The organism is Methylobacterium sp. E-065 (assembly GCF_022829605.1).
Classification (GTDB): domain Bacteria; phylum Pseudomonadota; class Alphaproteobacteria; order Rhizobiales; family Beijerinckiaceae; genus Methylobacterium.
Genome location: NZ_JAKSYD010000046.1, coordinates 25,275 through 46,691, shown reverse-complemented (window position 1 = coordinate 46,691; position 21,417 = coordinate 25,275). Strand labels below are relative to the sequence as shown.

The window sequence follows — 21,417 nt, the reverse complement described above, 5'->3', positions numbered from 1 at the left end:
CATGAGGGACGCGATTCCGGTACCCAGCGGCCATGCGGTCGCATCCGGGCAGGCCCCGCGCGGCGGCGTGATCCGCTTCATCCGGCGCCTGTGGCGGAAGAGTTCGGTGGCCGGGCTCGCCGTCTACGCTTTGGCGCTCGGCGGTGTACTCGGTCTCGCCAGCGCCGACTGGGCGACCAGCGGCGGTTACCCCTTCGGCGGCGTGCAGGTCGGTGCCTGGACAGCCTGGCCCCGGGCCGGCGCCGCGAATGCCGATCCCTACACCCGCGCGGTCAACGCGCGCCGGGGCGAGATCCCCCTCGCGGTGGGTGAGGGGCTGCTCCTCACGGCGGCTGCGGACGATGCCGGTCAGGCGCTCGATGCCACCTGCACCTATCGGATCGGCGGCGGGACGCCCCCGGCCCGGGCCTGGACCATCACGGTGGCCGGCCGTGGGGCCCATGAACCCGGACGGCCGACGCTACGCGAGGGCTTCACCTCCACCGAGGTCCTCCGATCGGCCGAAGGCCGGTTTGCGGTGGTGCTCGCGCCCGACGTCCAGCCGGGCAACTGGCTTCCGAGCCCCCGGGCGAGCGGGCCGGTGCGTCTGGCGCTGCGCCTCTACGACACGCCGGCCGCCGCCAGCGCCGGATCCCTCGACCGGTCCTCGGTGCCGGCCATCACCCGCCTGGGATGCGCATCGTGAGCCTGCGCGTCGTCTACGCCACACTGGTCGGTCTCGTGCTGGCCGGGATCGTCCACGTCGCGGCGGTGCTGGCCATCCCCGTCCTGTCGGAGAAGGATGCCGTCTCGCGCGCCCGGACCAGCGAGAACCTGGACCATCCGCAGCCGATCTACACGGTGGCGACCGGCGACGACCCCTCCCCGCCCGAGGCGTGGCTGCCGATCTCGGATCCCGCCGTGGCGGTGGGCGTCTGTGCCTACGATCTGGCCGACGGGCCGATGCGCGTCTCGGCGCGGACCGGGGCGCTGTCCCTGTCGCTCGCCGCTCATGCGCGGCGCGGTGCCTTCTACGCGGTGACCGATCAGGCGGCGGTGCGCGGCGCCCTCGACCTCGTGATCCTCACCCGTGCTCAGTACGACGAGGCGCTGGCCGACGACGACGAGAACGATCCGAGCCGCGACGTACGGATCGTCGCGCCGGATACGCGTGGCTTTGTGGTGGTGCGGGTGATCGCCGGCCTGCCGAGCCAGCGCCCGGCCGCGAACGCCGCGATCCAGGCGGTTTCCTGCACCACCGATACAGCGACGGACGATGCGTCGGCGGGCAAGGACTCGTCCGGCAAGGGTGCGGGGCGGTAGCGGAGCGCCGCCGGCACCCCGTTGCAGGCTGTGTTTCAGCCCAAAATGGGCTGGAGCGTGAGAGGCGACAGACCCGCCGAGGCTCTGCCGGTTTGAGCCGCGGATATGGCCGTGAACGTGCATCCGTTGTCGCAGAACATGCGCAGCGTTTGCCGATCCAGGCCGATGTCACCGAGCATGGCGTCGTCGAGCGCCGACAGGATCCGATAGTTGCGCGCCGCCGTGCGCGCTTTTCGAGCGGATGTCAGGTACGAAAAGATCATGGTCTATACTCCATGCGAGCAAAGACGTGCCGTTTGGTCAGTTGATGACCCTGATGATTATTAGTGTTCTGGTTGATATAAACATCACCCATTCGAATTAAGGGCCGACACTATTCAAATCACTCAGGCGACAGGTCTGGCCTGACGGCGATCGGTTGCGGGCAGAGCAGGAGCAGGCGCATCAGCTCCGCCTGTCGGCGCGCGCCGGTCTTCTCGAAGATGTGCCGGAGGTGGACCTTCGCCGTGTTCGGTTTAATGCCCCGGCGCACCGCGCTCGCGGCCAGGTCGTGCCCGGCCAGGACATCGGCAGCCAGAGCTGCCTCGGCGGGCGTCAAGCCGAACTGGCTCTGCAGGACAGACGTGTCCGGCGGCCGAACCGATGCCGGATCGGTGAAGCGCAGGAGCACGGTCGACGTGGCGATCGAGCCGACCGGCGCGGGGATCGCGCACGCGGCGACGAGGAGCACGCCGTGCTCGCTCACGAGGCGGGCCGATCTCCCGCCGTCGGCAGCACACCCCGCGATGACGCTGCGAAGGGTGACGCCTGCGCTGGGTGACGGGCCGCGCAGATGGCCGCCTTCGAGACGCAGAAGCCCGGCGCGGACCAGGGCGTGCCCGGCGCGATTCAGGAAATGGACCCGCGCGGACGGGTCGGTCACCGCCACCCCCTGTTCGAAATTGTCGATCAGGATGCCGAGCGCCATGTCCACGGGTGTCGGGCCGGCGCAGGGGTGCTCGGCTTTGGCGACGCCCCGACTGCGAAACGCCGCGCCGTTGCCCGGTTCGTGCACTGCATCGGACCCGCCCGCCCAACTTCTGTCCGTCCCCAACGGGAAGCGATCTGCGATGGCGATCACGCGCGGCCCCTCGATGTCTGCATAGAACGACATCATCGGAAACCCGGCGAGCCGCGGACTTATTCCCGGGCGCGCGCAGGATCGCTCATCCCTGCCGCGTGGTCCGCGACTGGAACAGGTCGATAAAGCTGCGCAGGGCGCGTGCGTTGAGATCGGACACCACCCAGTAGGTCAGGTCGCCGGCGTTCCACCTCAGGATCGTGGACCCGTCCCGGCGCTCCTCACCCTCCGGCGGGCCGGCGGTGGCCGGGACGACGGTGACGCTGATGACGTGGCGGTCGTGGCGATAGACGAGGGTCGGGACGGGTTTGCCTGCGACGATGTCGATCCGCCCGCCGATGAGCGGAAAACCCTGGTCCGCCAGATCGGGTGCATCCGGCGCGAGGAGTGTGCGCCCGTTGAACCAGGGTTTGACGACGTGCCCATCGGAGGAGGCGATGTCGAACGGCTGCGGCGCGGCGAGCCCTCTCAGGTGGCTGGCGAGCACGGCCTCGCTCGTCGTCGGCGCGGCTCCCTGTTGGTCGCGGTAGACGGCGCCCCCGCCGATCGCCGCGCCGACGGCGATGCCGAACACCAGCGTCGCGGCGAGCGCGCGCCAGGACCCGGACCCGTTGCGGTCAGGGGCGGCGTCGACGAAGCCGATTGTCTGCACCACGCGTCCACGCAGCGATTCCGGCGCTGGCGCGCCCGGCAGCGTTTCGCGCAGGCTGGCCGAGAGGTCACGGAGCCGGTCGGCCGTCGCCCGCAATTCAGGCTCCGCCGCGAGCCGGCGCTCCATGGCGAGCACCTCGCCGGGCGACAGCTCGCCGTCGATATAGGCGCTGAGGAGGAGGAGCGTCTCGTCGTCGCCAGTCATCGTTGGTCTCGCGGGAACTGTTCGAGCAGCCTCTGCCGGGCGCGGCCGAGGCGGGACATCACGGTTCCGACCGGCACCCCCGTCACCTCGGCGATCTCCCGGTAGCCGAGGCCGTGGTACTCGCGCAGCACCAGCGCCTCTCGGAAAGGGACCGGCAGCGTTGCGATCGCCCGGGTGAGATGGCGCGCGTCGTCGTGCGCGATGAGGGCCGCCTCGGGCGTCTCCGGGGCCTGAATCGAGGGGCCGCCCGCGTCCAGCTCGGCGCGGGCGACCGGATCCAGGTCGTCGGCAAAGATCACCGTGCGGGGGCGGTGCCGCTGCAGCCAGGAATATCCGGTGTTGCGGACGATGGTCAGGAACCACGCGCGCGCGTTGCCCTCGGCGAAGGTCTCGATCGCCCGGTAGGCCCGGAGACACGCCTCCTGCATCACGTCCTCGGCGTCTGTCGCGTCGCCGGTCAGCCAGCGCGCGAGCCGGTAGCCTTCGTCGAGCCGCGGGAGGATGAGCTGGCTGAAGCGTGCACGGGCGAGCGGCGTCATCCGGCACGCCCGGAAGCACCCGCCCCGACGATGTCCTGCGCTGCCATGGATGCGTTGCCCTGCCGTCGTGCGCCCTGATCATCGGACTCGGCAAGCCGATCGTCTATTCCCGTAACCGGGGTCGAGCGCTGCAAGGTCGTGCGCTGTAGCGGATCCGGATGTCCGTCGTCGTTGGCCGTTCCCGACCGTGCCGGCTCCGGCCGGCCCTCAATACTTGACGACGAGTGGCGCGGCCTGCGCCACCGGCAGCGGCACGGTCTCGAGCCCGCATCGTGCGGCGGCATCCGCCGGCAGGAGCGGGTCCAGGAGGTTGCGTCTGGCCGCCAGCATCATGATGGACCGCTCGGCCGGGACCGATTCGGGCGCCGGGGCCGCGGCGAACAGGTGTTCCAGGGCGAAGCGGTAGCGGGCCAGCCGCAGGCCGGCCTCGATCCGCACCCAGGCGATCACGCAGCGATTCTCGGCGACGCGCCGGGCCGCGTCCTGCACGTCGGCGACCTCGAGGGTCTTGGCGAAGGGCAGGCTGCGCAGGCGCGCGGCATCCGCGTCGATCACCCGGGCGGCCAGCGCCGTGAAGAGCGGGATCAGCCGGGCATCCGCAGTCGCGTCGTCGCCGAGCTGCCGATAGCGGGAAACGGGCGAGCGCGAGGGCTCGGCGGTCAAGGTGTCGTAGTAGGCGCCGATCTCGTCGTACCGCCAGGTCGGCGGCATCGCGTGGGCGCTGGCGAGGCCCAGGAGCAGATCCTGGAAGGCCGCGAAGGTGCTGGCGGGCTGCACGAACCGCCATGCGCGATCACGCAGGGCCTGCTCGTCGTCGGTCAGCCCCGAATCGAGCAGGAGCCGCCCGCGGTCGTGGGTGCTGAAGCTGCCGGTGGTATCGATCAGCCCGTTCCAGACGCCCGTTCGCGGCCGGCCGAAATCACCGCTCTGCGTGCAGGCGGCGAGCAGCGCCAGCGCCACGCAGGCGGGCAAGAGGCGGGTTGGCGCGGGCACGTCGCGGCGCGGCTCTGGCATCCCCCGGATACCGTCAGGACGCGAGGCGCTCGTAGCGCACGCCGAGGAACAGCAGGATCTCGCCCCGGGGCTCACCCGAGCGCGGGATCCGGCGGGCCCGTCGTGCCTCGGGCCCGGGGAAGGGAATCACGAGGGTGTGCGCGGCCGGGGTGGGTTCGCTTATCGCGCCGAACCGGATGCTCGGGCGGTCGGCGGTCTCCAGCGGTTTGAAAGGCGTCATGGTCTCCGGCTCCTGTCGGCGGTCCGAGCGTCCGGCCCGGGCCCTCTGAGGGCGTCGGCAAGGGCTACGACGGCAATCCATCACGGGGTGGTTAACGGACTCTTTCCGCCGGATTGACCGGTAACGAAATCCTTAGACCGGTTGGCCCGCGACTTGCGACGGGTCATCTGCCCATGGCGGGCGTTTCCTCCCTTCGACTTGCGGCCCTGCCCGAACCCGGGTGGGGCCCTTTCTTATGTGCGCCTTCGCGGAGGCGCCGACCCGGCGCTGCGGCCGTGAGGCCACACTCCGGCGGGCCGGCGCCGCGTGGCACTCCGTCGAACCGCGGGCGCTTGCCTAGCGCCCGGCGCGACCGATATGCCGGATGCGGGTGGAGGGGGGACCGCCGCGTCGGTTCTCCGCCCGATCGAGATTTTGAGGACACCGCTGAATGCGACTGGTTCCGGAACGATCCCTGCGCGCCGTCCGCCGCCGTGGGCTGTCTGCGCTGGCACTGCTCGTGCTCGCCGCCGGCCCCGCCTACGCCCAGCGCGAGGACCAGGGTCTGCAGCTCGGCTGTGCCAACGACTATTTCCGACTCTGCGCCGGTGTCGACCCGAACAGCCCGGACGCGGAGAAGTGCATGACGCGCAACCGCAAGCGCCTGTCGCCCGAGTGCCGGGCGGCGATCGGCGATTACGACAAGCGCACGGGCGGCAAGTCGCTGTCCGACGAGTGAGACGAACGGCGATCATGATGCGCGGCGTTGGCAAGGGACGTTTCGGATGGGCCTGACCGTCGCCGTCCAGATGGACCCGATCCAGAATATCCGGATCGCGGGGGACACGACCTTCGCCCTGCTGCTGGAAGCCCAGCGGCGGGGGCATTCCCTGTTATACTACACGCCGGACCGGCTCTCGATGCAGGGCCGCCGGGTGACCGCGCGGGTCGAGCGGCTGACCGTGCAGGATGTCGAGGGTGCGCATTTCACCCTGACGCCGCCGGAGCGGATCGACCTCGCCGAGGCGGACGTGGTGCTGATGCGCCAGGACCCGCCGTTCGACATGGCCTACATCACCGCCACCCACATGCTGGAGCGGATCCACCCGGAGACGCTCGTTGTGAACAACCCCTTCGAGGTGCGCAACGCCCCGGAGAAGCTGTTCGTCCTCGACTTCCCCGAGTTGATGCCGCCGACCCTGATCAGCCGCGACAAGGCGGAGATCGAGGCGTTCCGGCTGGAGCACGGCACGGTGGCGATGAAGCCTCTGCATGGCCACGGCGGCGCGGCGGTGTTCAAGGTGACCGAGAAGGACCCGAACTTCGGCTCGATGTTCGACCTGTTCGCCACCACCTTCCGGGAGGCCTGGGTGGTCCAGCGCTATCTCGACCGGGTCACCGAGGGCGACAAGCGCATCATCCTTGTGGACGGCGTCGCCATGGGCGCGGTGAACCGGGTGCCGGCGGCGAACGACATCCGCTCCAACATGGTCCGGGGCGGCGCGGCCTCGGCGTCCGAGCTGACCGAGCGCGAGCGTGAGATCTGCGCCACGATCGGCCCGGAACTGGCGCGGCGGGGTCTGATCCTCGTGGGGATCGACGTGATCGACGGCCATCTGACCGAGATCAACGTCACCTCCCCCACCGGCATCCGGGCGATCCAGCGGCTCGGCGGGCCCGATCTGTCGGTCGTGGTCTGGGACGCGATCGAGGCAAGGATCGCCGTGCGTAAGGGCGTGTGACCGATGCGCTCTCCTCCCCCTTGCGGGGAGGAGTTGGAGGTGGGGGTGGTTAAGGACCGAGCGATCCGGTGCCTTCTGCGCCACCCCCACCCCTGGCCCCTCCCCGCAAGGGGGAGGGAACGGCGCTTTGTACTTAAAGCGTCGGTGTCGGACCTAAGGGGTATGCGTCCCGTAACCTTTGCAAGGGAGGGATTCGTTCAGGTCTCCGCCTTCGGCGTGGCGCTGAGTTCGGCCCAGTCGAACTCCTCCTCCAGCAGGTAATAGGCGTCGTCACCGATCCGGCCGCGGTGGCGCAGGGTCAGGACCGCGTCACGGGCCGCCTCGACGGCCCGGCGCCGGGCGGCATCGGCCGGCAGGCTTTCCGGGGCGCGGCCCTCCTCGTGCTCCTCGGCCTCCGCGAGCGCCGCGCGGAATTCGGCGCGCAGGGCGTCGGTGCTCGGCTCGTCCTCGGCCTCTGCAAGCGAGTCGAGGGCCGCCTTGTACGCAGCGGCGCGGGCACGGCCCGTCTCGCGCCCCACGGGGTCGTCGTCCTCCAGCTTCAGGTGCGCCAGCAGCGGGCGCAGGGTCAGGCCCTGCACGACCAGTGTGCCCAGCACGGTGACGAAGGCCGCGACCACCACGAGATCCCGGCGCGGAAAATCGGCGGGCAGCGCCAGGGCGGCCGCCACCGTCACGATGCCCCGCATCCCCGCCCACGAGAGCGCCAGCCCCGGGCCGAGCCGGGCCTGCACCCCCGCCTGCCGCAGGCCGAAGCCGCGCAGGCCGGTGGTCGGCATCACCCAGGCGAGCCGGGTCACCACGACGGTCGCGAAGGTCGCGGCGGCGAGGATCAGCGCCTGCTGCGCATCCGCGCCGGATAACCGCTCCTGGATAGGGCCGATCTGGATGCCGATCAGCACGAAGGCCAGGACGTTGAGCACGAACACCGCCGTGTCCCAGACCGCGTAGGAGATCACCCGGGCCCGGGGCGCCGTGATCCCCGGCGCCCGGCGGGCGACCGTGACCGCGAAGGTCACGATCGTCAGCACCCCCGACAGTTCCAGCCGCTCGGCCGCCAGCCAGATCCCGAAGGCGGTGACGAACTGCATCACGATGGCGCTCGCCGGATCGGTCACCCGCCGGGTCAGGGCGACGAACAGCAGGCCGAGACCGGGCCCGACGATGAGGCTCGCCACGACGCCGAGCAGAAAAGCCGGCGCCACCTCGGCCGGGTGGAAACTGCCCGCGGTCGCGGCGGCGACCGCGAGCCGGTAGATCAGCAACGAGGCGGCGTCGTTGAGCAGGCTCTCGCCGCGCAGGATCGTGGCGAGCCGATGGGGCATCGGCGCGTGCTTGAGCACCGCCAGAGCCGCCACCGCGTCCGGGGGCGCCACCACCGCGCCAAGCACGATGCAGGCGGCGATCGGCATGTCGGGCACGATCAGGTGCGCCACGATCGCCACGGCGAGCGTCGTCACCACCACGGCGCCGACCGCGAGCCCGAGGATCGGGCGCCAGTTCACCTTCATGTCCCGCACGGAGGCGTCGAAGCCCGCATCCAGCAGGACGGGGGCCAGGAACAGCGCGAGGGCGAGTTCGGGATCGAGCCGCAGGTTCGGCACGCCGGGCACGAAGGCGAGGCCGATGCCCCCCAGAGCCAGGAAGGCCGGATACGGGGCTCCGAGGCGACGTGCCAGACCAGCTAGGAGGACGGCGCCGAACAGAACGCCGACAACCCATTCGAAGATCAACATGATTCGAAAAGAGGCGGGGCGCCGGGACCGTTCCCGGCGGCGCCGTCGCAGGGCTGGTCAGTACTGCACGGTGGCGCGCAGCCCGAGTACCGCCGCGTTGCGCAGCCGGCGGCCGTCCGGACCGGCGATGCCCGCGCCCGGGCGGATGATGTACTGCGCGTCCGGCTGCACCGTGAAGCCCGGTACGACCACGGCCTGATAGGTCGCCTCCAGCACCCTCTCGGCCCGGCGCCGGGGAATCGGCAGGCCGGTGTAGACAATCGTGTCCCGGTCGGCGCGCTGGGCCTCGTCGCTGATCCGAGCATAGGCGAAGCCGATGCCGAGCGTGTCGTCGTCGCGGCCCTCGAACAGGCCCTTATAGGCGAGGCCGGTATCCACGTAGGCGTCGATCAGGCTGGACCGGGTCGGCGACCACGCGGCGCGCAGGAAGAAGCCGAGACCCTCGTCGTCCTTGCCCGATTCCCGGTACAGGGTCTGATCGTAGATCGCGTAGAGCCCGGCATTGCCGCGCACCGGCCGGCCGATGCCGGTGGCGTTCGGGTCGGCCAGCGGCACGCCGGTGATGTCGAAGCGCAGGCTGTCGAACCGGCCGAAATGCTGCCAGCCGCCGAGGGTGATGTCGCCGGGCAGGCCCTTGGATCCGGGGGCGATATTGTAGGCGTAGGTCGCCTCCGCGATGAACAGGGCCGGGTCATGCAAGCGGAAATTCGTGCCGGTCCGGTCGAGGCGCTGCGCCTCCGGGTCCTGGCCCGGCCGGTTCGCCCCAGCCGGATCGCCGTCGTAAAGCCCGACCTGCAGGGAGAAGCCGTTGCCCGGCACGTACTTGGCCCGGATCGCCGGGGTCGCCAGCGGGTAGGCCGGGCCGCCGCTCGGCAGGTCGAGCCCGGTGATCGCCGGCCAGCCGAAGGTGGAATTTACGAACAGGGTCGCGGTCTGGCTGACGAAGAACTCGGTATCGGCGGCCTGTTGGCCGATGCGGATGCCCAGCTGGCCGTCCATGAGGCTCTGGTCGAACCAGAGCACGTAGAGCCGCGACGCGGGCAGCGCCTCGATGACGCTCGTGGTCAGCAGGTTGCCGACATAGTAGCGCGACAGGCCGGTGCCGTGGATGAAGTAGGCGTTGGCGTGGACCGTGGCCCCCTGCCAGCCCGCCAGCCGGTCGAGGTCGAGGTTGAGCCGCAGGTTCAGGCGGTCCTCGACGATCGCGCCCTGGCGGAGCCCTCCGATCGGGTTGCCGAGGACGTCGACGATATAGGTCAGGCTGTATTCGATGCCGCGTTCCTTCAGCACCGGTCGGATCCCGAGGGGATCGCCGAGCGGGCCGAGATAGGGCTCGACCGAGCGGACGAAGCCCCCCGACGCCTGGCTGGTGGTCTCCGGCTGCGAGACCGAGATGCGCGGATCGCCGCCGGCGCCCTCGAAGACGCGCGGCACCTGCTGCTGCGCCGCGGCTGGCGTGGCGGCAAGGCCGAGGCCGATGGCGAGACGAGGCAAACGTTTCCGGGACATCGGCCGCTTCTGCGGGACAGGATCGGCGCAGCATAGCATGGCGAAGATCTTGTACCCGCCCGCCCTTTGCAGGATCCGCGCGCTCGCCTAACCCTGCGGCCCGGACACCACAGGACCCGCGATGCCCGAGACCCCCGTCTTCACCGCCGCCGCCGTCGCAGCGCCCCATCATCTCGCCGCGCAGGCCGGCCAGACCGTGCTGGCCCAGGGCGGCAATGCGATCGAGGCGATGGTGGCGATGGCCGCCTCCATCGCGGTGGTCTATCCGCACATGAACGGCATCGGCGGCGATGGTTTCTGGCTGGTGCGCGAGCGCGGCGGCCGGGTGCGCGGCATCGAGGCCTGCGGTCCGGCCGGGCGTCTCGCGACGATCCAGCGCTACCGCGAGAAGGAGTTCGACGCGATTCCCGCGCGCGGCCCCGACGCCATGGTGACGGTGGCCGGCGCCGTCGGCGGCTGGCGCCTCGCCCTGGAATTGGCGCGGGCGCTCGGCGGCCGCCTGCCCCTGGAGACGCTGCTGGCGGATGCGATCAAGCAGGCGCGGGAGGGTGTGCCGGTCTCGCCCTCGGAAGCGCGCTACGTACCCCAGGAACTCGACACGCTCCACGACGCCCCGAATTTTTCCAAGACATTCCTGAAGGATGGCAAGCCCTACCCGGCCGGCGAGACCCGCGCCCTGCCCCGGCTCGCCGCCACGCTGGAGCAGCTCGCCCATGCGGGGCTCGGCGACTTCTACCGCGGCGATATCGGCCGCGAAATCGCCGCCGACCTGGAGCGCCTGGGTGCGCCGGTGACCCGAGCGGATCTCGAAGCCTTTGCGGCGGTGGAGCGGGTGCCCCTGTCGATCCGCCGCCGCGACGCGACGCTCTACAACTTCCCGCCGCCGACCCAGGGGCTCGCGGCGCTGCTGATCCTGGGGATCTTCGACCGGCTGAACATCGCCGAGGCCGAGACCACCGCCCATTACCATGGGCTGATCGAGGCGACGAAGCGCGCCTTCGCGATCCGCGACCGGGTGGTCACCGACTTCCACCACCTCCAGCACGACCCCGCCGCCTTCCTGACGCCCGAGCGCCTCGCCCGGGAAGCCGCGCAGGTGGACATGCGCCGCGCCGCCCAAGTGCCCCTGCCCGATCCGGGCCATGGCGACACGGTCTGGATGGGGGCGATCGACGGGGACGGGCTCGCGGTCTCCTACATCCAGTCGGTCTACTGGGAATACGGCTCCGGCACGGTGCTGCCGGCGACCGGGATCTGCTGGCAGAACCGGGGCATGTCGTTCTCCCTCGACCCGCAGGCCGTGAACCCGCTGGAGCCGGGCCGGCGCCCGTTCCACACCCTGATCCCGGCGCTGGCCGCCTTCGACGATGGAAGGGTGATGAGCTACGGCAGCATGGGCGGCGACGGGCAGCCGCAATTCCAGGCCCAGATCTTCAGCCGCTACGCCGATTACGGGTTCTCGGTGTCCGACGCCGTCGATGCCCCGCGCCTCCTCTACGGGCGGACCTGGGGCGCCCCCTCGCTCAGCGTCAAGGTTGAGGACCGGTTCGATCCGGCCTGCATCGCGGCGCTCGGCCGCCTCGGCCACGAGATCGAGGAACTGGGCGGGCCCTACATCGACTCGCTGGGCCATGCGGGGATGCTGGTGCGCCACCCCCGCAACGGGCGGATCGAGGCCACGCACGATCCGCGCTCGGATGGCGGGGCGCTGGGCCTCTGAGGAAGGGACAGGAGCCGCTTCGGGGCGAGTCCTGTGCTGGCTCCCGGATCAGGTTCCGCCTCGCTGTACCCGTCCGGGGAAGGGGCGGTTCAAGGTGAGCCGCTGCCTTTTCCGGGGCGCATGCAGCGCCAGCGGAATGCGTCCCGGGACCGAGCTCACGAATGGTCGCGAAGCGGCTCGAAACCGAAGCGGACGTCGGCCCTCAACCCGCCTGAACCAGCCAGCACGCCGCGCGCAGCCGTACCGCGCCGCCCGACGCGTGCCGGATCAGGGCCTCCGTCACCGCCGCCTCGGCCCGCGCCCGGAGATCCGGCTCGGCCTCGCGGACGAGGTGCGAGGTCGGGCCGAGGTTCAGCGCGACATGGGCCGCCGCCGCGGCGGCCTCCGCGTCGGTGTCGCCCCGGCCGAGGATGACGTCCCGGTCGAGCGCTGCGCAGGAAACGGTCCCGAACCCGGCGTTCCGCAGCAAGGCCCCGAGCCCGTCCGCATCCGCGAAGCGAAACGGACCCGGCGTATCGAGCGCCGGCGGTAAGGGCACTTCCGGCAGGAGCGGCAGCACAGCCTCGCGCGGCACCTGCACCCACAGGTTCTCGGAAAGCGTGCGCCAGCACAGGAAGGTCAGCTGCCCGGCAGGCCGCAGCATCCGGCGGATATTGGCGAAGGCGCGCAGCGAATCCGGGAAGAACATCACGCCGAACCGGGACAGGGCGGCGTCGAACGTGCCGAGATCCGCCTGCTCCACGTCGGCCTCGACGAAGGAGACCGGGGCTTCGCCGCCGACCCGGGCCCGGGCGACCGCGAGGAGCGGCGCCGAGATATCCGCCCCCGTGACGCGGCCGGCGGCCCCGACACGGCGCGCGGCCTCGACCGTCGTCGCCCCCGAGCCGCAGCCGATATCGAGCGCCGTGGCGCCGGGATTCAGCCCCGCCCGCTCGAACAGCGCCTCGGTCAACGGTTCGAACATCGCATCGAGCACCGCCTGATTGCGCGCCCAGCGGGTGCCGACCTCGCCGTTCCAGTACTCGACCTGGGTGATGCCGCCCGCCATCGTGCGATCCTCCTTCAGGCCGTGGTGACGGCCACCGACAGCGCAGGCTTGTGGTTGAGCGTCTGGAACACCACGCAGTAGCGCTCGGTGAGCTTCAGGAGCTGCGCGAGTTTCTCTTCCGACGCATCCGTATCGAGCTGGAAGAACAGCCGGATGTTGCGGAAGCCGACCGGCGCCTCCTTGTCGACGCCGAGCGTGCCGCGGAAATCGAGATCGCCCTCGGCGCTGACCGTGCCGGCCCGCAGCGGGATCTCCAGGGCGGTGGCCACCGCCTTCAGGGTCACGCCCGCGCAGGCGACCAGCGCCTCCAGCAGCATGTCGCCCGAGCACAATTCCATGCCCGAGCCGCCGGTCGCCGGATGCAGGCCGGCCTCTGCGATCGCCCGGCCGGTCTCCACCTTGCAGGCAATCTTCGTGTCGTCGAGCGTGCCCTTGGCCTTCAGGGTGACCACCGCCGCATCCGGGGCCGCGCGGTACTTGTCCTTGATCGGAGCCTGGAGGGCTCGCAGCGCGGTGGCGTCCATGGCGTCGTCCTCTCGATGATCCCGTCCCGATCTCGGGCGGCCGGATCGGGTTCTTGATGCGTGAAACGCGTCGGATCAGCGGTATAGGTGCAGGCTCGGCGAACGGAAAGCGCGCCGCTTCAGCCGATCAGGGTCGCCAAAGCCTCCGCGAGGCCATCGACCTGCGCCGCGTCATGCGCCGCCGAGAAGGCGACCCGCAGCCGCGCCGTCCCGTCCGGCACGGTCGGCGGGCGGATCGCCACCACGAGATAGCCCAGCGCCTCCAGGGCCGCCGAGATGTCGAGGGCGCGTTGCGCCTCGCCGATCAGCACCGGCACCACGGCACTCTCGGCCTCGGGCAGGCCGAGCCGGGCGGTGAAGCGCCGGGCGAGATCGAGGGGCCGGGCGCGCCGCTCCGGCTCGTCTTCCAGGATCGCCAGCGCTTCCAAAGCGGCGGCGGCCGAGGCCGGCGGCAGGCCGGTCGTATAGACGAAGCTACGGGCCCGGCTTACCATCAGGTCGATCACCGGCCGCGAGGCGCAGAGATAGCCGCCATAGGAGCCCAGCGCCTTCGACAGGGTGCCCATCTCCAGCGGCGCCCGCGGCCCGTCCTCCACGACGCCGATCCCGTGGGCATCGTCCACCAGCGTCCAGGCATCGTGGTCCTGCGCGACGGCCAGGATGTCGGCCAGCGGGGCTCGGTCGCCGTCCATGCTGAACACCCGCTCGGTCAGCACCAGCGCGCGGCCGTGCCCGGCGCGGTTCGCCGCCAGGATTGCCGCGAGGTCGGCGGAATCGTTGTGGCGGAAGGTAAGCACCCGCGCGCCGGACAGCCGCGCCCCGGCCCACATGCAGGCATGGGAGAGTTCGTCCAGCACGATCAGGTCGTCGCGTCCCGCCAACGCTGGCGTGATGCCGAGATTGGCGAGATAGCCGCTGCCGAAGATGAGCGCGGCCTCTGTGCCCTTGTGGCGTGCGAGCCGCTCCTCCAGCGCTCCAAGACAAGGATGGTCGCCGGTCACGAGGCGGGAGCCGCCCGCCCCCGCGCCGTAGCGTGCCGCCGCGTCCTGTGCGGCCGCGATCACGCGGGGATGATGCGAGAGGCCGAGATAATCGTTGCAGGAGAACGAGACCAGCGCCCTGCCCCGCCGGGTCGCCGCCGCGCCGGTTCCGCGCTCGGTCGGCACGAGGCGGCGGCGCAAGCTGCCGGCCTCAAGGGCGTCGAGTTTGGTGCGGGCGAAGGCGTCGAGGCTGTCCATTCGGCGGGATGGGGCCGCGGGCGGAGCGGATGTCAAGGCGGACGCGCGCCCTTGACCCGATGCACGGGGCTGACCATGCCCGACGCATGTCCTCCGACGAACCTTCGCGACATCTCTGGCGCCCCTACACCCAGATGCGCGGCGCTGCCCCGCCCCTAGAGGCGGTGACGACCCACAGCAGCCGCATCGTCCTCGCCGGCGGGCGCGAACTCGTGGACGGCATCGCCTCCTGGTGGACGGCGGTTCACGGCTACAACCACCCGCACATAGCCCGGGCCGTGGCCGACCAGCTCGCACGGATGCCCCACGTGATGTTCGGCGGCCTCACCCATGCCCCGGCCGAGCGGCTGGCGGCTCGGCTCGCCGCCCTGCTGCCGGGCGACCTCGACCATGTCTTCCTGAGCGATTCGGGCTCGGTCGCCGTCGAGGTCGCGCTCAAGATGGCCGCGCAGATGTGGCTCAACCGCGGGGTGAACGGCCGCACGAAGGTGCTCGGCTTCCGCGGCGGCTACCACGGCGACACGATGGGGGCGATGTCGGTCTGCGATCCCGAGGAGGGCATGCATCGCCGCTTCGGCGCCTACCTGCCGACGCAGGTTTTTTGTGATTTGCCACGCACCCAAGCCGAGACCGAGGCGCTCGACCGCATGCTCGCGGCCCACCGGGAAACCCTGGCGGCGGTGATCGTCGAGCCGTTGGTCCAGGGGGCGGGCGGCATGCGCATGCACCCGCCCGAGGTGTTGGCGACCGTCGCCGCCCTCGCCCGCCGCCACGGCCTGCCGCTGATCGCCGACGAGATCTTCACCGGCTTCGGGCGCACCGGCACCCTGTTCGCCTGCGCGCAGGCCGGGATCGTGCCCGATATCCTGTGCCTGTCGAAGGCGCTGACCGGCGGCACGATGGCGCTCGCCGCCACCATCGCCCGCACGGAGGTGTTCGAGGCGTTCTGGTCCGAGGATCCCGCTTCCGCGCTGATGCATGGCCCGACCTTCATGGCCAATCCGCTCGCCTGCGCGGCCGCCAATGCCAGCCTCGACCTGTTCGAGACGGAGCCGCGCCTCGCCCAGGCCAATGCCATCGCGGCGCGGCTCGCGGACGGGCTCGAGCCCCTGCGGCGCGCCCCCGGCGTGGCCGATGTCCGGGTGCTCGGCGCGATCGGAGCGGTCCAGTTCGCCAAGGCCCCCGATCTCCCCGGCCTCAAGGCGCGGCTGCTCGACCGGGGCGTCTGGGTCCGGCCGTTCGGCGACATCGTCTACCTGACGCCGGCGCTGACGATCGGAGCGGCGGATCTCGATCGCCTGATCGAGGCGATCACCGCGGTCGTGACCGAGTAGGCATCCGTGACAGCCTGAGCACAGGAACCGGCCGCCTGTCAGCGGCGACCGCGTCAAGCTGCAACCCGGAACCGTTTCTGGTGTTGGACCTCAGGCTGATGACGCGTGCGGCGGCCCTCGCAGTCGCACGTTGCCGGAGGGAGTACACAGTGGCGAGTGAGCAGACGGGTTCGGGTGGCGATCGGCCGGTGATCCTCCTCGTCGAGGACGAGGCGCTGACGATCATGGACCTCGGCGACGTGCTGGAGGAAGGCGGCTTCGAGACCGTTCAATGTGCGTCCGCCGAGCGGGCGCTCAGCATACTTCAGGCGCGCCCGGACATCTGTGGGCTCGTCACCGACGTCCAGCTCTCGGGCAAGACGGACGGATTCGACCTCGCCAGCTCGGTCGCGGAGGCGCGGCCGACACTGCCGATTCTGATAGTCTCCGGTCGGGCGGCCCCCGACCCGGCCCGCATGCCCAGGCATGCCGACTTCATCGCGCGGCCCTGCACCGGCCAGGATATCCTCGATCGCCTGCAACGCCTCATGCACTGCTGAGCGATCGTCAGTGTGAACTCGTCATCTCAGCGTCACCGGCCAGCGCCACAGGGTCCTGGGCGGCCGGTGACGGAGATGGATCGTGCAGACTCTGGATCTTCCGGCGGCCGCCGGCACAGACGCGGGCGCTCCGGTGGGCGACAAGCAGAAACGTGATCGACACGACAGCGAGACGGCGGCTCGAGAGCTGTCGTCCAAGGAGCTGTCATCCAAGAAGATGCGGCCGCCCGGCGTGCGGAGCGTCGGTTGGGCGCTCGTGCAGGCAGCGCGCCTGCATCGCGCCCGCACGGGCGACCGTCTGGCCAAGCTGGGCCTGTTCGCCGGGCAGGAGCAGGTGGTGCAGGCGCTCGCCGGCGCCGGGACCATGACGATGGGCGATCTCGCCGCCCTCCTTCGGGTCCGGCCGCCCACGGCGTCGAAGACCGTGACCCGGCTCGCGGCCCTCGGGATCGTCGAGCGCCGTGCCGAATCGGGTGATGGGCGCGTTGTGCGGGTCCAGCTGACCCCGGCGGGTCTCGCCAAGGCCGAGGCCATCGAGCAGATTCAGGAGGAGGTCGAGGCCGAGTTGCTCGACCATCTCGACAAGACCGACCGTCGTCGGCTCCGCAAGCTCCTGCGCAAGGCCGCGCGCGGCCTCGCCGAGGCGGCGGGCGCCGCCGGCGAATCCACCGACGTCGATGCCGAGATCGAGGCCGAGGTGGACGACGAGGTCGAGGGTTTACCGACCTGACTTGCCCGACACGAGCCGCGCCTTCCATATCCCGGCTTCGATCGATGGGCGGCGTGGCTCCCCCGAAACGATGGAACGCGCTGGCTTTTCAGGCGGTCTCCGCCAGATCTCGTGCCTTGTAGGAATGTCCCAAAGCCGAGTTGGCAGGCGATAAAGACTTGCGGCCCGATGCCGACCCGTAGCGCGGCTCATCCGCTTATCGCTGCCGTCCCATCGCGCTGGTGAAATCCATGGTGCCGGCACTTCGGGCTGTCACGATGTTGCAATGATGTAACGTTGCCGGACTGCGTGTCGGATGCCGATGATCTTTCAATTGCCTTCCCGCCATCAAGCTCCAAGATGCAATGATATAACAATCCGCGAGTCTCGATGTCTGCCCTGCGTCGTCCGAGCCTGCCCGTCGGCAGCATCCTGTCGTGCCTCCTCGGCGCGAATGTGTTGAGCGTTGCAGCGGCGCAGGCCCAGCAGGCCGTCGCCCTCGACGAGATCAGCGTCACCAGCCCGAGCCCGATCCAGGCGCCGCGGGCGGCGGTCGCGGCGGATGCCGTGGTGCCGATGGGCGTCCTGCCGGTGGCGACCAACACGTTCTCACCGGTGACCGTGATCACGCAGGACCAGATCGCCCGCGACCAGCCCCGGACGCTGGGCGACGCCCTGTTCGACCGGCCCGGCATCTCCGGCACGAGCTACGCGCCGGGCGCGGCGTCCCGGCCGATCATCCGCGGCCTCGACAACGCCCGGGTGCGGATCCAGGAGAACGGCATCGTCAACGGCGGCGTGTCGGATCTCGGCGAGGACCACGCGGTGCCGGTCAACCCGCTGGTCGCCGACCGGATCGAGGTGATCCGCGGCCCCGCGACCCTGCGCTACGGCTCGGGGGCCATCGGTGGCGTGGTTTCGGCCGACAACAACCGGGTGCCGACCTTCATTCCGGCCAACGGCATCCAGGGTCAGGTGACCAGCGGATTCTCCAGCGTGGATAACGGCCGGCTCGGTGCCGCCACTCTCGATGCCGGCGGCGACGGCATCGCGGTCCACGCCGACGGCTTCAAGACCGCCAACGACAGCTACGCGATCCCGGGCGGGATCCAGCGCAACTCCTATAACGAATCGCAGGGCGGCGCGGTCGGCATCTCGGCGATCGGCGACCGCGGTTTCGTCGGCATCTCGTTCAGCCACTACGACGCGGTCTACGCGATCCCGGGCGGCGTCGCCGAGCAGGACCGCACCCGTCTGACCCCCAATCAGGACCGGGTCCTGTCCCGGGGCGAGTACCGTCCGCTCGACGGCCCGTTCGAGGTGATCCGCTACTGGGCGGGCTACTCGGTCTACCGCCACAACGAGGTCGGGATCGGCGACGACGGGATCGAGGGCGTCCAGGCGATCTTCAAGAACCGTGAGGCGGAAGGACGGCTTGAGCTGCAGCACGTCCCGGTCTTCACGGAACTCGGAAAACTCACCGGCGCGCTGGGCTTCCAGTCGGACCGGCGGGTGATCAACACGCAGCTCGAATCGTTCTTGCCCAAGACCGAGTCCCGCGCCAACGCGGTCTACCTGTTCGAGGAGCTGGAACTGCGCCCCGGCACGCGGCTGCAGGCGGCCGGGCGCTACGAGGTCGACCGGCTGTCGAGTACGGCGGCCCAATTCCCCGCCGACTACGTGCCGGTGGATGGCCAGGAGCCGTTCCAGTACGCCCGGACCCGGCGCTTCGCCCCGAAGAGCGCCAGCATCGGCGCCCTGCAGGACCTGCCCTACGGCTTCGTGGCGAGCCTGACCGGCTCCTACGTCGAGCGCGGCCCGACCGGCTACGAATTGTTCTCGCAGGGGCCGCACGACGCCACCGCGACCTTCGAGATCGGCAACCCGGACCTCAGGAAGGAGCGCGCCCGCACGGTCGAGGCCAGCATCCGGCGGGCCGAGGGACCGTTCCGCCTCGACGCCACCGGCTACTTCACGCGCTATACCGGCTTCATCTACCGCAACTATACCGGCCTGACCTGCGACGACGATTTCGCGTCCTGCGGCGTCGGGACCGACAACCGGCAGATCGTCTACCAGCAACAGAACGCCACCTTCTACGGCGCCGAGATCACCGGCCAATACGACCTCGTGCCGGTGGGCAACGGCTTTGCCGGCGTCGAGGCGCAGTTCGACTTCGTCCGCGCCCAGTTCGACAACGGCACCAACGTGCCGCGCATCCCGCCCTACCGGGTCGGCGGCGGCGTCTACCTGCGGGCCGATGGTTGGTTCGCGCGGGTGAACCTGCTCCACGCCTTCAGCCACGACGCGACCGCATTGTTCGAGACGCCGACCCCCGGCTACGACGATCTGCGCGCCGAGCTGAGCTACACCAAGGCCGTCGATCCGGCGGTCTACGGGGCGAGCGCGATCACCCTCGGGGTGCAGGGCCGGAACCTGCTGAACGACGACATCCGCAACTCGACCTCGTTCAAGAAGGACGAGATCCTGCTGCCGGGACGGAACGTGCGGCTGTTCCTGACCGCGCGGTTCTGACCGGCTTGGACAGGCCCGGCCGCGCGGTCGCTCGACAGGGGTGACGCCGCGCCCCTCCGCCGTGGCGCGATCCGGCCCGCCGGGCGAACGTCGCGGGAGGGCCGGTTCGGCTCAACCCGCGGCGTCCGCGAGAACGGTCCGGAGCTGAGCGTCGAGCTCCTGAGCGACGCTGTCGACCTCGTGCTTGCCGAACTGCCCGAAAGTGGTGGCCGGGCGGTCGTACTCGAACGCGACGCCCCCTTCGGCATCCTCGCGCAGGAGCACCCGGATCGGCGCGTAGAGGGCGGCCGAGAGGACGTGCCGGGTCATCCGCGCGGCCGTCAGCGGATTGCCGATGTCGTACTGGATGGCCTTACGGGTCAGGCCGGCGGTGAGGAGCAGGCCGCCGTGGTCCCGGGCCCCGAAAATCGACAGGGGCGCCTGCCGTTCGAGGAGATCGCGTGCCGCGTCCACCTGCCCGTCCTGCAGAAGCTTGGCGTAGGCGTGGTCGAGGGGCGGCACCGAGGCCTCCAGGGCAGCCCGCACCGCCTCGAAGGACTTGGGCGAGCGGAGCGTGACGTGCTCGATCGCGATCTGGGTCGAAGAGATCTGGGTCGAAGAGATCTGGGGCGCGGTGATCTGCTCGCTCATGGGGGCGGCTCCTGGGTTGGGTTTGGCTGGGATGCAGGTCACGGCCGGTCGTCGCGTGTTCAGATGCGGACGACGGCGCGTCGTCAGCGGATCGCCCTGGCCTGCGTCGTCGCCGTCGCCGCCAGGATGATGTCGGCCCAGGCCTGGGGGCGTTCCAGGGCGCTGAAGTGTCCCGTCCGCTCCAGGGTGATGACGTCCGCCGCGGGAACGGCGGCCTCGACGCCGGCACGGTCGCGGAGCGTCGACCAGTCCTTGTCCCCCCAGACGAGCGTGACCGGCGCGGTGATCGCACGATAGCGGGCGCGGGCGGCGACGAAGCTCGGGAGCGCCTTGAGCAGCGTCCGTGCGGCCTTGCTGTAGCCGGCGCGACGGCCGACCCGTGCGTATTCGTCCAGCAGGTCGGAGGGCAGGCTGCGCGGATCGTGGAAGCCGCCGTTCATGATGCCGCCGGTGATGGTCCGGTTCTCCAGCGCCGCGAAGATGGGGCCGACGACCGGCGCCCGCACGCTCTTGATGATGATCGAGGCCAGAAGGTTCGATCGCTCCAGCCCCGGCAGATAGTCGTAGGTGTTGAAGGCGAAGACTCGCTCGACCGCATCACCGAGCTCCGCGGCGAGCGACAGCGACAGCGTCGCTCCGATGGACTCGCCCGCGAGGATCGGACGCTCGATGCCGAGCATGGCGATGAAGTCCTTGAGGGCTGCCCGGAGCGTGGGCTCGTCCTTCGGAGCGCCCGGCTTCAGGTCCGACCAGCCGAAGCCCGGCAGGTCGAGGGCGTAGACCGTGAAATGCGGCGACAGCAGCGGAATCACGCGCTGGAACAGGTCAAGTTGAGTGCGCACCGTGTGGGTCAGGACGAGGTTCGGGCCTTTGCCCACCCGGACGTACCGGATCCGGGTCCCATCGCGCAGGGTCGCGGCAGCGATCTCACCGCACTTGAGCCAGCGGCGGGTGTAATTCTGAGCTTCCAGGCCGAGGGCAAGGGCGACGTGCGCGGTCATGGCGGTCCGGATCCTTCAGCAGGTTTGCGCGGGGTGATGCCCACGCGTGCTGCGATGAAACCTAGACGCCCGCTGGCATGTCCCATATGCCGAAGATCCACCTTTTTCAGACATTCGAAGGGAGG

Annotated in this window: 22 protein-coding genes; 9 read left to right on the top strand and 13 right to left on the bottom strand. The window is 70.5% G+C overall.

From position 1 onward, the window contains the following. Position 1 precedes the first annotated feature (1 nt). Entirely contained in the window at positions 2-685 is a 684-nt protein-coding gene (locus MKK84_RS03825; RefSeq protein WP_243916708.1) for a DUF1214 domain-containing protein, read from the top strand. Next, on the top strand, positions 673-1,302 hold the full coding sequence (locus MKK84_RS03820; RefSeq protein WP_243916707.1) for a hypothetical protein: 630 nt from the start codon (positions 673-675) through the stop codon (positions 1,300-1,302). The genes MKK84_RS03825 and MKK84_RS03820 overlap by 13 nt, the downstream gene beginning before the upstream one ends. A 35-nt stretch (positions 1,303-1,337) precedes the next feature. On the opposite strand, the gene MKK84_RS03815 is transcribed toward MKK84_RS03820, so the two are convergent. The 6 genes from MKK84_RS03815 to MKK84_RS03790 form a co-directional block, all read right to left on the bottom strand. Beyond that, positions 1,338-1,565, bottom strand: coding sequence for a DUF1127 domain-containing protein (locus MKK84_RS03815; RefSeq protein WP_243916706.1), 228 nt, complete (start codon positions 1,563-1,565; stop codon positions 1,338-1,340). A gap of 119 nt (positions 1,566-1,684) precedes the next feature. Next, a complete protein-coding gene (locus tag MKK84_RS03810) occupies positions 1,685-2,422 on the bottom strand; it encodes a helix-turn-helix transcriptional regulator (protein WP_243916705.1) in 738 nt (245 codons plus the stop codon). An 85-nt stretch (positions 2,423-2,507) separates the two neighbouring features. Further along, positions 2,508-3,278 carry an anti-sigma factor family protein gene (locus MKK84_RS03805; protein WP_243916704.1) on the bottom strand — a complete coding sequence of 257 codons (771 nt, stop codon included), beginning with the start codon at positions 3,276-3,278 and terminating at the stop codon, positions 2,508-2,510. Then, entirely contained in the window at positions 3,275-3,817 is a 543-nt protein-coding gene (locus MKK84_RS03800) for a sigma-70 family RNA polymerase sigma factor (RefSeq protein ID WP_243916703.1), read from the bottom strand. Before MKK84_RS03800 ends, MKK84_RS03805 begins: the two co-directional genes overlap by 4 nt. 207 nt (positions 3,818-4,024) lie before the next feature. Beyond that, positions 4,025-4,831 (bottom strand): hypothetical protein, encoded by an 807-nt coding sequence (locus tag MKK84_RS03795; protein WP_243916702.1) that lies wholly within the window; start codon positions 4,829-4,831, stop codon positions 4,025-4,027. A gap of 13 nt (positions 4,832-4,844) precedes the next feature. Next, positions 4,845-5,051 (bottom strand): hypothetical protein, encoded by a 207-nt coding sequence (locus MKK84_RS03790; protein ID WP_243916701.1) that lies wholly within the window; start codon positions 5,049-5,051, stop codon positions 4,845-4,847. Between the two features lie 430 nt (positions 5,052-5,481). On the opposite strand from MKK84_RS03790, the gene MKK84_RS03785 reads away from it, so the two are divergent. Beyond that, positions 5,482-5,769 carry a hypothetical protein gene (locus MKK84_RS03785; RefSeq protein WP_243916700.1) on the top strand — a complete coding sequence of 96 codons (288 nt, stop codon included), beginning with the start codon at positions 5,482-5,484 and terminating at the stop codon, positions 5,767-5,769. Between the two features lie 46 nt (positions 5,770-5,815). Further along, entirely contained in the window at positions 5,816-6,772 is a 957-nt protein-coding gene (gene gshB, locus MKK84_RS03780; RefSeq protein ID WP_243916699.1) for a glutathione synthase, read from the top strand. 197 nt (positions 6,773-6,969) lie between these two features. Here the strand turns inward: gshB and MKK84_RS03775 are convergent, their stop codons facing one another. Together MKK84_RS03775 and MKK84_RS03770 are read right to left on the bottom strand one after the other, a co-directional pair. Next, entirely contained in the window at positions 6,970-8,505 is a 1,536-nt protein-coding gene (locus MKK84_RS03775) for a cation:proton antiporter (protein WP_243916698.1), read from the bottom strand. A gap of 57 nt (positions 8,506-8,562) precedes the next feature. Further along, complete coding sequence (locus MKK84_RS03770; RefSeq protein ID WP_243916697.1) at positions 8,563-10,014, bottom strand: carbohydrate porin; 1,452 nt, start codon at positions 10,012-10,014, stop codon at positions 8,563-8,565. Between the two features lie 121 nt (positions 10,015-10,135). Between MKK84_RS03770 and MKK84_RS03765 the strand changes: the two genes are divergently transcribed. Then, positions 10,136-11,734, top strand: coding sequence for a gamma-glutamyltransferase family protein (locus MKK84_RS03765; protein WP_243916696.1), 1,599 nt, complete (start codon positions 10,136-10,138; stop codon positions 11,732-11,734). 202 nt (positions 11,735-11,936) lie between these two features. On the opposite strand, the gene MKK84_RS03760 is transcribed toward MKK84_RS03765, so the two are convergent. The 3 genes from MKK84_RS03760 to MKK84_RS03750 all read right to left on the bottom strand — a co-directional run bounded on the left by MKK84_RS03760 (position 11,937) and on the right by MKK84_RS03750 (position 14,544). After that, positions 11,937-12,782 carry a class I SAM-dependent methyltransferase gene (locus tag MKK84_RS03760; RefSeq protein ID WP_243916695.1) on the bottom strand — a complete coding sequence of 282 codons (846 nt, stop codon included), beginning with the start codon at positions 12,780-12,782 and terminating at the stop codon, positions 11,937-11,939. A 14-nt stretch (positions 12,783-12,796) separates the two neighbouring features. Then, the gene (locus MKK84_RS03755; protein ID WP_243916694.1) at positions 12,797-13,306 is read right to left on the bottom strand and encodes an OsmC family protein; all 510 of its coding nucleotides are present in this window, start codon (positions 13,304-13,306) and stop codon (positions 12,797-12,799) included. A gap of 119 nt (positions 13,307-13,425) precedes the next feature. After that, entirely contained in the window at positions 13,426-14,544 is a 1,119-nt protein-coding gene (locus MKK84_RS03750; protein ID WP_243916693.1) for an aminotransferase class I/II-fold pyridoxal phosphate-dependent enzyme, read from the bottom strand. Between the two features lie 86 nt (positions 14,545-14,630). Here MKK84_RS03750 and MKK84_RS03745 point away from each other — a divergent pair, with 86 nt between their 5' ends. The 4 genes from MKK84_RS03745 to MKK84_RS03730 all read left to right on the top strand — a co-directional run bounded on the left by MKK84_RS03745 (position 14,631) and on the right by MKK84_RS03730 (position 19,661). Then, on the top strand, positions 14,631-15,878 hold the full coding sequence (locus MKK84_RS03745) for an adenosylmethionine--8-amino-7-oxononanoate transaminase (RefSeq protein ID WP_243916692.1): 1,248 nt from the start codon (positions 14,631-14,633) through the stop codon (positions 15,876-15,878). A gap of 149 nt (positions 15,879-16,027) precedes the next feature. Next, positions 16,028-16,417: a response regulator gene (locus tag MKK84_RS03740; protein WP_243916691.1), complete on the top strand. Its 390-nt coding sequence runs from the start codon at positions 16,028-16,030 to the stop codon at positions 16,415-16,417. Between the two features lie 82 nt (positions 16,418-16,499). Then, positions 16,500-17,147: a MarR family winged helix-turn-helix transcriptional regulator gene (locus MKK84_RS03735; protein ID WP_243916690.1), complete on the top strand. Its 648-nt coding sequence runs from the start codon at positions 16,500-16,502 to the stop codon at positions 17,145-17,147. A 369-nt stretch (positions 17,148-17,516) separates the two neighbouring features. Then, on the top strand, positions 17,517-19,661 hold the full coding sequence (locus MKK84_RS03730; RefSeq protein ID WP_243916689.1) for a TonB-dependent receptor: 2,145 nt from the start codon (positions 17,517-17,519) through the stop codon (positions 19,659-19,661). Between the two features lie 111 nt (positions 19,662-19,772). On the opposite strand, the gene MKK84_RS03725 is transcribed toward MKK84_RS03730, so the two are convergent. After that, positions 19,773-20,291 (bottom strand): DUF302 domain-containing protein, encoded by a 519-nt coding sequence (locus MKK84_RS03725; protein WP_243916688.1) that lies wholly within the window; start codon positions 20,289-20,291, stop codon positions 19,773-19,775. 83 nt (positions 20,292-20,374) lie between these two features. Then, on the bottom strand, positions 20,375-21,292 hold the full coding sequence (locus tag MKK84_RS03720) for an alpha/beta fold hydrolase (RefSeq protein WP_243916687.1): 918 nt from the start codon (positions 21,290-21,292) through the stop codon (positions 20,375-20,377). Positions 21,293-21,417: the final 125 nt, after the last annotated feature.

What these genes read in the sequence shown, in the direction of transcription:
- MKK84_RS03825 (WP_243916708.1), top strand. Translation starts at nt 2, where the DNA reads ATGAGGGACGCGATTCCGGTACCCAGCGGCCATGCGGTCGCATCCGGG.
- MKK84_RS03820 (WP_243916707.1), top strand. Translation starts at nt 673, where the DNA reads ATGCGCATCGTGAGCCTGCGCGTCGTCTACGCCACACTGGTCGGTCTC.
- MKK84_RS03815 (WP_243916706.1), bottom strand. Translation starts at nt 1,565, where the DNA reads ATGATCTTTTCGTACCTGACATCCGCTCGAAAAGCGCGCACGGCGGCG.
- MKK84_RS03805 (WP_243916704.1), bottom strand. Translation starts at nt 3,278, where the DNA reads ATGACTGGCGACGACGAGACGCTCCTCCTCCTCAGCGCCTATATCGAC.
- MKK84_RS03800 (WP_243916703.1), bottom strand. Translation starts at nt 3,817, where the DNA reads ATGACGCCGCTCGCCCGTGCACGCTTCAGCCAGCTCATCCTCCCGCGG.
- MKK84_RS03795 (WP_243916702.1), bottom strand. Translation starts at nt 4,831, where the DNA reads ATGCCAGAGCCGCGCCGCGACGTGCCCGCGCCAACCCGCCTCTTGCCC.
- MKK84_RS03790 (WP_243916701.1), bottom strand. Translation starts at nt 5,051, where the DNA reads ATGACGCCTTTCAAACCGCTGGAGACCGCCGACCGCCCGAGCATCCGG.
- MKK84_RS03785 (WP_243916700.1), top strand. Translation starts at nt 5,482, where the DNA reads ATGCGACTGGTTCCGGAACGATCCCTGCGCGCCGTCCGCCGCCGTGGG.
- gshB (WP_243916699.1), top strand. Translation starts at nt 5,816, where the DNA reads ATGGGCCTGACCGTCGCCGTCCAGATGGACCCGATCCAGAATATCCGG.
- MKK84_RS03775 (WP_243916698.1), bottom strand. Translation starts at nt 8,505, where the DNA reads ATGTTGATCTTCGAATGGGTTGTCGGCGTTCTGTTCGGCGCCGTCCTC.
- MKK84_RS03770 (WP_243916697.1), bottom strand. Translation starts at nt 10,014, where the DNA reads ATGTCCCGGAAACGTTTGCCTCGTCTCGCCATCGGCCTCGGCCTTGCC.
- MKK84_RS03765 (WP_243916696.1), top strand. Translation starts at nt 10,136, where the DNA reads ATGCCCGAGACCCCCGTCTTCACCGCCGCCGCCGTCGCAGCGCCCCAT.
- MKK84_RS03760 (WP_243916695.1), bottom strand. Translation starts at nt 12,782, where the DNA reads ATGGCGGGCGGCATCACCCAGGTCGAGTACTGGAACGGCGAGGTCGGC.
- MKK84_RS03755 (WP_243916694.1), bottom strand. Translation starts at nt 13,306, where the DNA reads ATGGACGCCACCGCGCTGCGAGCCCTCCAGGCTCCGATCAAGGACAAG.
- MKK84_RS03750 (WP_243916693.1), bottom strand. Translation starts at nt 14,544, where the DNA reads ATGGACAGCCTCGACGCCTTCGCCCGCACCAAACTCGACGCCCTTGAG.
- MKK84_RS03745 (WP_243916692.1), top strand. Translation starts at nt 14,631, where the DNA reads ATGTCCTCCGACGAACCTTCGCGACATCTCTGGCGCCCCTACACCCAG.
- MKK84_RS03730 (WP_243916689.1), top strand. Translation starts at nt 17,517, where the DNA reads ATGTCTGCCCTGCGTCGTCCGAGCCTGCCCGTCGGCAGCATCCTGTCG.
- MKK84_RS03725 (WP_243916688.1), bottom strand. Translation starts at nt 20,291, where the DNA reads ATGAGCGAGCAGATCACCGCGCCCCAGATCTCTTCGACCCAGATCTCT.
- MKK84_RS03720 (WP_243916687.1), bottom strand. Translation starts at nt 21,292, where the DNA reads ATGACCGCGCACGTCGCCCTTGCCCTCGGCCTGGAAGCTCAGAATTAC.